The sequence below is a fragment of the Alkaliphilus pronyensis genome (genome assembly GCF_009017275.1).
GTDB lineage: Bacteria > Bacillota > Clostridia > Peptostreptococcales > Natronincolaceae > Alkaliphilus_C > Alkaliphilus_C pronyensis.
In genome coordinates, this window is record NZ_WBZC01000090.1 from 1 (window position 1) to 8,745 (window position 8,745).

At 32.0% G+C, this 8,745-nt stretch carries 11 protein-coding genes; 7 read left to right on the forward strand and 4 right to left on the reverse strand.

From position 1 onward, the window contains the following. The first annotated feature begins 336 nt into the window (after nt 1-336). Nucleotides 337-1,572 carry an LL-diaminopimelate aminotransferase gene (locus F8154_RS14790; RefSeq protein ID WP_243141274.1) on the forward strand — a complete coding sequence of 412 codons (1,236 nt, stop codon included), beginning with the start codon at nt 337-339 and terminating at the stop codon, nt 1,570-1,572. A gap of 64 nt (nt 1,573-1,636) precedes the next feature. On the opposite strand, the gene F8154_RS14795 is transcribed toward F8154_RS14790, so the two are convergent. Continuing rightward, complete coding sequence (locus tag F8154_RS14795; RefSeq protein ID WP_151862385.1) at nt 1,637-2,875, reverse strand: hypothetical protein; 1,239 nt, start codon at nt 2,873-2,875, stop codon at nt 1,637-1,639. 523 nt (nt 2,876-3,398) lie between these two features. Between F8154_RS14795 and F8154_RS14800 the strand changes: the two genes are divergently transcribed. From F8154_RS14800 to F8154_RS14825, 6 genes are all read left to right on the forward strand, one after another. Then, on the forward strand, nt 3,399-4,094 hold the full coding sequence (locus F8154_RS14800) for a cyclic nucleotide-binding domain-containing protein (protein WP_151862386.1): 696 nt from the start codon (nt 3,399-3,401) through the stop codon (nt 4,092-4,094). Continuing rightward, nucleotides 4,087-4,533 (forward strand): DMT family transporter, encoded by a 447-nt coding sequence (locus F8154_RS14805; protein ID WP_151862387.1) that lies wholly within the window; start codon nt 4,087-4,089, stop codon nt 4,531-4,533. The genes F8154_RS14800 and F8154_RS14805 overlap by 8 nt, the downstream gene beginning before the upstream one ends. Nucleotides 4,534-4,543: 10 nt before the next feature. Then, on the forward strand, nt 4,544-5,002 hold the full coding sequence (locus F8154_RS14810) for a DMT family transporter (RefSeq protein ID WP_151862388.1): 459 nt from the start codon (nt 4,544-4,546) through the stop codon (nt 5,000-5,002). A 351-nt stretch (nt 5,003-5,353) separates the two neighbouring features. Next, nucleotides 5,354-5,662 (forward strand): PadR family transcriptional regulator, encoded by a 309-nt coding sequence (locus tag F8154_RS14815; RefSeq protein ID WP_151862389.1) that lies wholly within the window; start codon nt 5,354-5,356, stop codon nt 5,660-5,662. Nucleotides 5,663-5,679: 17 nt separating this feature from the next. Further along, nucleotides 5,680-6,303 carry an ABC transporter ATP-binding protein gene (locus tag F8154_RS14820; RefSeq protein WP_151862390.1) on the forward strand — a complete coding sequence of 208 codons (624 nt, stop codon included), beginning with the start codon at nt 5,680-5,682 and terminating at the stop codon, nt 6,301-6,303. Nucleotides 6,304-6,323: 20 nt separating this feature from the next. Next, nucleotides 6,324-7,109, forward strand: a complete 786-nt coding sequence (locus F8154_RS14825; protein WP_151862391.1) for an ABC transporter permease — start codon at nt 6,324-6,326, stop codon at nt 7,107-7,109. A 110-nt stretch (nt 7,110-7,219) separates the two neighbouring features. Here the strand turns inward: F8154_RS14825 and F8154_RS14830 are convergent, their stop codons facing one another. From F8154_RS14830 to F8154_RS14840, 3 genes are all read right to left on the reverse strand, one after another. Continuing rightward, entirely contained in the window at nt 7,220-7,420 is a 201-nt protein-coding gene (locus F8154_RS14830; RefSeq protein WP_151862392.1) for a hypothetical protein, read from the reverse strand. Between the two features lie 271 nt (nt 7,421-7,691). Beyond that, nucleotides 7,692-7,889 carry a hypothetical protein gene (locus tag F8154_RS14835; RefSeq protein WP_151862393.1) on the reverse strand — a complete coding sequence of 66 codons (198 nt, stop codon included), beginning with the start codon at nt 7,887-7,889 and terminating at the stop codon, nt 7,692-7,694. A gap of 120 nt (nt 7,890-8,009) precedes the next feature. Then, nucleotides 8,010-8,435: a hypothetical protein gene (locus F8154_RS14840; RefSeq protein ID WP_151862394.1), complete on the reverse strand. Its 426-nt coding sequence runs from the start codon at nt 8,433-8,435 to the stop codon at nt 8,010-8,012. Between the last annotated feature and the right edge of the window lie 310 nt (nt 8,436-8,745).

Consider the following 8,745-nt stretch of genomic DNA (forward strand, 5'->3'; position numbering starts at 1 on the left):
TGCTGCAAAACTTAAGTTATATTGTATTATTTATTATATATTAGTATGTTTTCATATTTTGTCGAATTTTGACGATAATTTGAAATTGAAATAAAATTATCAACACAAATATTAGTTTCAATTAAATTGAGAATCAATAGATACCTAATGGTTAAAAATCTAAAGATTTACCTTTTATCTCAGCGTCGTTACTTCCATTACCCTTCTTAAGGGGAGATAAGTGCCTACTAGCTTCGAAATAAGTTTTCTTTATAACTCGAACACCTTCTCCTGCAACAGAATAGAATAATCATATGTATTGGATATTTCTTAAAAACTTTCTTGAAGGGAGAGATAATGTTGGGGATGGTTAGTGATTTAATTGCCGATAGATTTAGGGATCACAGCTTTGATATTGCTAAACAGGATTATAAATTTATGAGAATAAAAGCTGCAAAAGAAAGAATATATAAAATGTATCCAGATATTGAGCTTATTGATATGGGGGTTGGTGAGCCTGATATTCAAGCAGACAAAGGTGTTGTCGATGTCCTCTGCCAAGAAGCTGGCAAACTAGAAAATCGTCTTTACTCTGATAATGGAACAAAGGAATTTCAAGCTGCAGCTGCAGAGTATCTGAGCAATGTGTTTAAAGTTGATAACCTAGACCCATATGAGGAGGTGCTTCATGGTATAGGTGCTAAATCAATTCTTTCAATGCTTCCTTTATGCTTTATAAATCCAGGAGATATAACCTTAACTACTTTACCAAGCTACCCCATTATTGCTACCCATACTAAATACCTGGGAGGAGTAGTGTATGGTCTTCCATTACTAAGGTCTAATGGATTTTACCCTGATTTCTCTAATATAAACAATATTATTTTATATCGTTCAAAGCTATTATATATTAATTACCCCAATAATCCTACCGGCCAAGTTGCTACCAAGGAGTTCTATAAAAAAGTAGTTGATTTTGCCCACAAAAACAATATAGTTGTCATTGCTGATTCAACATATTCTACTATTGTTTTTGATGGTGAAGAGCCTTTAAGCTTTTTATCTATAGAAGGTGCTAAAGAGATTGGTATTGAAATCCACTCTCTATCAAAGGCCTTTAATATGACTGGATGGCGTATTGCATTTGCTGCAGGTAATCCAGATGTTATTAATATTCTAAGCACTGTTAAGGCAAACTCAGATTCTGGACAGTTTAGGGCAATACAAAAGGCAGGAGCCTATGCTTTAAGACATCCTCAAATCTCTCGCTGTAATGTAGAACGTTATTCTAGAAGATTTGATCTTCTTATTAAGGTATTAAAGGAAATTGGGTTTGATGTCTCAAAGCCTAAAGCCACCTTTTATTGTTACCTACCTATTCCAAAGGGAACCAGAGATGGTGTTGTGTTTAAGGATGCAGAGGATTTTTCTTTATATCTTTTAACACAGGCTCAAATATGTACAGTTCCCTGGAATACTCCTGAGGCTAATGTCAGATTATCGGTTACCTTTGAGGCCAAAGATATTGAGGATGAAAAAAGAATTATTAATTTGATTAAAGAGAGGTTGCTAAGGCTACAGCTGGTTTTTTAATGTATTATTTTTATTGGAAACAAAACCCCCTAAGTTATTCTTAGGGGGTTTTGGCAATTAAATTTTAATAAAAGTCTAAGCTATTAACTCTCTCTAAGTATTCTTCATAACCCATTACATTTTCTGTGGGCTTTGTTATTTGGAATGACTCTATAGGTTGTAGTGTATCAGTTACTCTCAACGTAAAGGCTACTCTATCGTCACCATAATCAGCATTAACCTTCAAGTCAGTATTAGTAATATACTTGTTATCCTCTGTCTTTTCAAATGTCATATTTAGTCTAGAATTACCTACCATGCTTACAAAATCGCCCTTTGATTTATTAATACTTTCTTCTGCTATTTCCTTATAAAGCTCTTTATTAGCTTTTATGTCCTCAACCATTACATCTATTGCAGTAATCAGTTGATATTTAACCATATCCATTTGCATTTCCATGTCAATTTTTTCTTCTTCAGATATTCCTACCATTTGCTTGACAGAAAAATCTAAATACGCTGGAACTATCTCTTTAACTAATGCTGCAACCTCATCAATATTATCTATTGAATACTGAACTAACCCATTAACTGTGTCTAAGAGCTCTAATACACCGATAGATACTACTAGCTTGTTATCTTCTTCTGTTACTAGCTTTGTTTCAAAACCATTAAAGGTTGCTGCTATTTTACTTAATAATGGACTAAAAAACTCTAATGTTTCTTGTCTTTTTTCTTCCATTATTTCCTTATCCAAGGCATCAGTCATCATTTTACTAATCATTTCTTTTTGTGACTCATCCTCAATTGAAATTGCATCTAAATAGAAGTCCATGATTTGTTCAGTTGTAAGGCTTATGTACTGAACATCATCAAATACATAAATCAACTCAGCCTTTGATAAATCATCTGTTAAATAATCTAACAAAACATTAACCATATCGTCAATTTTTACGTATACCATATCTCCATCAAACATAGCAGAGATGAAAGGAGTTTTTTCCTTAGTTTCTATATCCATTATATAAATACTCATATCTACATTCATTGTTTCATTATCTTGCTTTGTTTCATAATAAATGGATTTGTTTTGTAATAGTTCAAAGAAATAGCTATATTCATAGCCCATTGTTTCCAGAATATCTACAGGTATTTCCTCTATATCTAAAGTTATTTCACCATACTGCTTTGACACAGGAATCTGTGACTTTTCATCCATTAAATCATAAAGCTTTTTTTCCTCTATAGAGCACCCTGTTATTAGCATAGTAGTTACCATCAAAACCAGTAATATACTTAATGCTTTTTTAATTGACTTCTTCATTACATTACCTCCCAAAGATTGATTTCTTACATATATTAATATTCATTACATGAAGACTTATTATCATTTAAATATAGTTATTACAGCTTTCTATATAAAAAAAATTTAAGGCTTCTTCCATATTTTATACTAATCTATAGACAACTTCAACAGTTATTACCTAACCACCTGCTTTTTTTTAACTATGTTTAAAGTATACATAAATAATTATTGTTTTTTAACTGTATCTATCGTATTAGTAACCTAAACTATTTAGCTGATAACTTAACGATATTACTATATACAAAGATTATTATACTGATATTTGTTATGAGTACAAACTTCGAAATTTTATTACCCATTTAGAGAGATAAACAGATTACTCAGAAACCTAGTTCTGCTTATTTACAGCTTTTGGCAACTTATTTCCCTCGTAAGAAGCGAGAGTATTAGTAACACCGCTGAGATAAATACTATTTTAATGACATATGTCCTTTTTTTCATCTGCTAGGTGAGTTATACTACTTAAAGAGAGGTGTAGAGCATGAATAAAATAAATGATTCTAATCTTCTAAAACACTATATAGATAAATATAGTATAGGGTCGATATTCAGTGTTGATATGTATGGATTTATGGAACTGTTTAGGTTCGGTGCAGGAGAGTGTATATGTAAAGCCAATGACGAAATGACTTATTTTTATTTGCATGTAAAAGGTAAATTAAAGATATACACAATGTTAGATAACGGCAGGTCAATACTATTAAGATTTAATAAGCCCTTAAGTATACTGGGAGATGTAGAAATCTTAAATGAGCAGCTAGTTAAATGCTATGTGGACTCACTTGATGAATCTCTCCTAATAGGTATAAAGCTTGAAGATTTAAAAAAGTATGCCTATGAGGACCCAGTTTTTTTGAGGTTTGTTATTAAAAATTTAAGCTATAAGCTTTACACAATATCAAATTCTAGCTCAATCAATCTACTTTATCCTTTAGAAAATAGGCTTGCATGCTACCTTTTATCCATCACAGGTGGTGAGAATAATAGTAGATTCCATGAAATTATGACAGACAACTATGAAGAAATGGCTAATCTCTTAGGTAGTAGTTATAGACATTTAAGTAGAGTAATTAAAAAATTAGAATTAGAAGGTATAATAAAGAAAAATAAAAAGAAAATATCAATTTTAAATTACAATAAAATAAGGGAATTGGCGGGTGAAAATCTTTATGAATAAAGACTCAAAGCTACTTTTGCTTTTGCTTTCTATGGGATTAATGAATAGCAGCGTTGTATTAATCAACGGTTTATTGGCTCAATATACTAATTTGTACTTGTCTGGGCTTATAGTCCACGCTGTAGGTTTTTTTCCTGCACTTTTTTTCTGTCTAATTTTTGATAGGGATAAATTTGTCTACTGGAGAGAGACCTATAAGCAGAATAAGAAAATTTTTCTTGGGGGTTTTATGGGTTCTATAGTTTTAATTATTTCTGCATATTGTATGGCACAGGTTGGTGTTTTCATCACATCTATTGCTATGGTGGCTGGACAATTTGTTTTATCTGTAATAGTTGATATATATGGCTTCTTTGGCTTCAGTAGGGTGAAGCTTGAAGGAAGGAAAATCAGTGCCATTTGTATAATATTGATAGGCATTATTTTAATATCTGTTTAGGGGTGATTATATGGAATTATTAGCCATAATACTTGCGGTTATAATGGGGTGTATGTTTATAATAATAAAGTCATTAAATATGATGTTAGGTAGTAAAATTGGAATTTACAGCTCTAACCTAGTTAATCATTTAACGGGAGTTGTTGGAAGCTCATTTATATATTTTACAGTTCTTTTGATTGGTCTTGAAAAGCTTCAGGTATATAATAATATTCCAACCTATGCTTTAACTGGAGGAATTATAGGCTCAACCTTTGTTATTTTATCAAACTATTCATTCTCTAAAACGCCAGTGGTTACTTCAACAATACTTATTTTATGTGGACAATTTATAAGCTCCCTTATAATTGACATTTTAGTATTAGACATAAGTATTAAGCCAACAGCAATTGCTGGTGCCCTCTTTATAGTTTTGGGTACCATTCTATATAGCTTGAATAAGCCCCAAAGTGTAGAAAAACCTAATTAGCAAATCCACACCTTTACTTGTCCAGACACCTGTCTAGCTGTATTTATTAATAATCACCAGTTTATCTCAGGGGCGTTACTAACACTACCGCTTCTAAATCTGTAGATAAATACCGCCATGCTAGAAAGTAATCGGAACTATAGTTCAGGTGAAGTCAAAACTCTATTTGAACTAAGTGTTCTTTATTGGGAAGAAGCTTTACAGAGGCTTCTTCCTTCTTCATTTATAAAAATTTAAATTATACTAATTTTTACAGCTTTAAGTAAAATCACTTTGTTACATGTAGAATTATTATGATATAATAATATCAGTTTTCGATATCGGTTTTAAATATTAAGGAGGCAGTTTTATATGAAGGAAAAGATTTTAAGAAAGCTATTCTTAGGCTTTATGCAAATTCACATACTTCATCATGGAAAAAAAGAGGCCTTCTATGGTTCATGGATGATGGATGAGCTTAAGGAGCATGGATATGATATTAGCCCAGGCACCCTATATCCTCTGCTCCACAATATGGAATCAAAGAAGCTTTTAAAAAAGGATGACAGAATTGTACATGGTAAGGTTAGAAAATACTACTCAACAACAGACCTTGGTGATCAGGTATTAGAGGAGACTAGAATTAAAGCCTATGAACTATTTAAGGAGATTAAGGATTAATTAGGGGGAATATTAGTATGTTTTTACTTAAGGATATTAAATACAAGGATATTCTTGATATTAAGGAGCTTAAATTTGAAGAAAGCAAAGTAGCCTGCATTGTAGGTGAGAGTGGTAGTGGTAAAACAACACTACTAAGACTTTTGAATAAGCTAATAAGCTGTGATGGTGGAGAGATTTTTTATAAGAATAAACCTTTCAAGCATATAAACTCTGTCGATTTAAGAAGGGAGGTTGTTATGCTTCCACAGGCTCCTGCAATATATGGCGGCAGTATTAAGGATAACCTTTTAATTGGACTTAAGTTCGGTGAAAAACCCATTGTATCAGATGAAAGGCTCTTGGAGATTTTAAGGCTGGTTAAGTTAAATAAAGGTCTAAATGATGATGCTGATAAGTTATCTGGTGGTGAAAAACAAAGGATAGCACTGGGCAGAGTGATTCTAATGGAACCAGAGGTGCTGTTATTGGACGAGCCGTCATCTGCTCTGGATGAGGATACAGAAGAATTAATTATTGAGGCATTGGTTTCTTATACAAGGAATAGGGGTAAAACCCTAATAATGGTCACCCATTCTAAGAAAATAGCAGGTAGTTTTTCTGATAAAATAGTTGAACTAAGTAAAAGGGATAGCTATTAAGTTGTAAGGAGGAATAGGCTATGGAAGGTGTAATAGATCTACAGCTATGGCAATTGGCAGCTTCATATGTTTTTATTGTTATTTTACTATTTATAGTAAAGGCTAGGGGTATCTCAAGGGAAAAGGAAATTATAGTTTCTTCTATAAGAATGACTCTACAGCTTATATTAACTGGATACCTATTAGTGTACTTGTTTAATAATTCTAATCCTCTATATACTCTACTAGTTATTGCTATTATGGAGGTTTTTGCTATTTATAATATAATAAAAAGATCAAAATTTAAGCTTTCAAAGGGACTAAAAAGGATTGTAGCCATCTCAATGTTGTTTGGAACCCTATCAAGTATTCTCTATTTCTTGTTTGTTGTAGTTAATATATCTCCTTGGTATAATCCAAGATACTTTATTCCAATAGCAGGAATGCTAATTGGTAATTCAATGACGGGAATATCTCTTGGTGTTACCCGACTGGTGGATGGTATGTACACAAAAAGGTATTTGGTGGAGTCTGCATTAATGCTTGGTGCAACTCCTAAAGGAGCATCTAAGGAAATTGTTGACAATGCATTTGATTCTGCAATCCTCCCCACTATAAACTCTATGGTTGGAATGGGTATAGTCTTTTTACCTGGAATGATGACAGGTCAAATTCTATCTGGAACATCACCTGTTACTTCTATAAAATATCAAATTGCCATAATGCTTGGTATTCTAGGCAGTGTAGCACTAACGGTTATTATATTTCTTCATTTAGGATATAAAACATTTTTTAATGATGAAAGCCAATTAAATATTGGTGAGTAATATGTTTTTTGACACTTCAAAAGCCCTGAAAACAGCTTCAGGGCCTTTAATTTGTTGTTTTTTTGATTTTTCCTTTTTCTTTTGTGATTTATACTCTATTTATTATCTGTTTAGAAACCAAGCCCTCCTCTAAAGAAATAGGGGCCTCCAAATAATATTACAAGTAGTAAGAAGAAGAATAGTAAGCTATCTCCTGCTTCATAGAATAATCTGCAGTTACAGAATATTATAACTAGCAATAGGAAGAAGAAAAGTAAGCTGCTTCCGCTTCCAAAGATGCCTCCTATAAAACCCTTTTTAACTTCGCTCATAAAATTCACCTGCCTTTTTTAATATAAATACCTTTTAAAAAGCTGTTACTTAACTTATTGCTGGAGGTTTTGCAATAGGCTCATAAAATTAATGTGAATCAATATGTTTTTCTGTTATCAAGTGGAGGTGTTTTTTCATTTGTAACAAGACTATCTTTTGTCTTTGCTATAGAATATGATTTAGCTTAGCAAAGTGTTCATAAAAATGTTTAGATTCATAGCTATAAAGACTCCAATGATTTACTGGAGTCTTTATATTTCGCTTTAAATGTTAAATTCCACATCTACCAAACAAATAGGGACCACCAAATAATACTACTAGTAATAAGAAGAAGAATAATAAGGTATCTCCACTTGTAAATATATTACAGCAGTTACAGAAAATAATTACTAATAGTAGGAAGAAAAATAGTAAGCTATTTAAACTACCAAATAATCCTCCACAAAAACCTTTACTTACTTCACTCATTGATTACACCTACCTTTTTTAAAAATAGTTCTTTTCAATAATAAAATATGTAATAGTTTAATAAAAGGTGATTAAATATATTAAAAACAAACCCACCTAATGATAGGTGGGTAGTGTTAGCTAATAAAATGGACCTCTAAAGAAACCTCCTCCGAATCCACCAAAGAATGGCCTTCGCCAAATAGCTGCTAAAATAAGAAACCATAGTAATAAGCTAGTGCCTCCAAAAAATTGTGTTTCTACTAAGGAGTAGGAATTAGAGGTACCTGAGTCGGCAGTTAAAACTTGTTTTACCAATTGAATTCGGCTCTTTGTTGAATCTGTTACCATACCACTCATTTGGTATAATGCATCAAGATTGTTAATATGCTGATTTAACACATTGGAGGATACTTGAGCCTTGGTGTCTGAAATCTTGTTGAAAATTTCTTTATCTGATAATTCGCCATATTGACCCATAAACTCATTAAATTTTTCTATATACTCGCTTGGAAGCATTACGAAGTCTAAAGAGTATCTTCCTGTAGTATTGATGATTTCTGCCATGTTTTCACCTCCCTATTGATGTCTCCTTTTGCAGTACTATATTATGTCAGCTAAGTTAAAAGGTGATTATGTTACTTCCTATGTGCTATGTTGTTTATATCGAAAAGATTTTTTAGTTTAATAATTGAATAATAACCCTATAGAATTTATATTTTCATAAAACCCTAAATTGAAATAGCAAATTGAACTAATTTTTCACTAATAAAATACGGCTTAATAATGACCACATTGTATTACCCGATTCCAAACAAAGCAGCAAGTGCTTATGGTAAGATTAAATTCCCCTAAATGGAAAAGCGGAATTCCCCAC

Bases quoted from the DNA above. Each gene is read 5' to 3' on its own strand.
- F8154_RS14835 (WP_151862393.1), bottom strand. From the start codon at position 7,889: ATGAGTGAAGTAAGTAAAGGTTTTTGTGGAGGATTATTTGGTAGTTTA.
- F8154_RS14810 (WP_151862388.1), top strand. From the start codon at position 4,544: ATGGAATTATTAGCCATAATACTTGCGGTTATAATGGGGTGTATGTTT.
- F8154_RS14800 (WP_151862386.1), top strand. From the start codon at position 3,399: ATGAATAAAATAAATGATTCTAATCTTCTAAAACACTATATAGATAAA.
- F8154_RS14840 (WP_151862394.1), bottom strand. From the start codon at position 8,435: ATGGCAGAAATCATCAATACTACAGGAAGATACTCTTTAGACTTCGTA.
- F8154_RS14830 (WP_151862392.1), bottom strand. From the start codon at position 7,420: ATGAGCGAAGTTAAAAAGGGTTTTATAGGAGGCATCTTTGGAAGCGGA.
- F8154_RS14820 (WP_151862390.1), top strand. From the start codon at position 5,680: ATGTTTTTACTTAAGGATATTAAATACAAGGATATTCTTGATATTAAG.
- F8154_RS14790 (WP_243141274.1), top strand. From the start codon at position 337: ATGTTGGGGATGGTTAGTGATTTAATTGCCGATAGATTTAGGGATCAC.
- F8154_RS14795 (WP_151862385.1), bottom strand. From the start codon at position 2,875: ATGAAGAAGTCAATTAAAAAAGCATTAAGTATATTACTGGTTTTGATG.
- F8154_RS14815 (WP_151862389.1), top strand. From the start codon at position 5,354: ATGAAGGAAAAGATTTTAAGAAAGCTATTCTTAGGCTTTATGCAAATT.
- F8154_RS14805 (WP_151862387.1), top strand. From the start codon at position 4,087: ATGAATAAAGACTCAAAGCTACTTTTGCTTTTGCTTTCTATGGGATTA.
- F8154_RS14825 (WP_151862391.1), top strand. From the start codon at position 6,324: ATGGAAGGTGTAATAGATCTACAGCTATGGCAATTGGCAGCTTCATAT.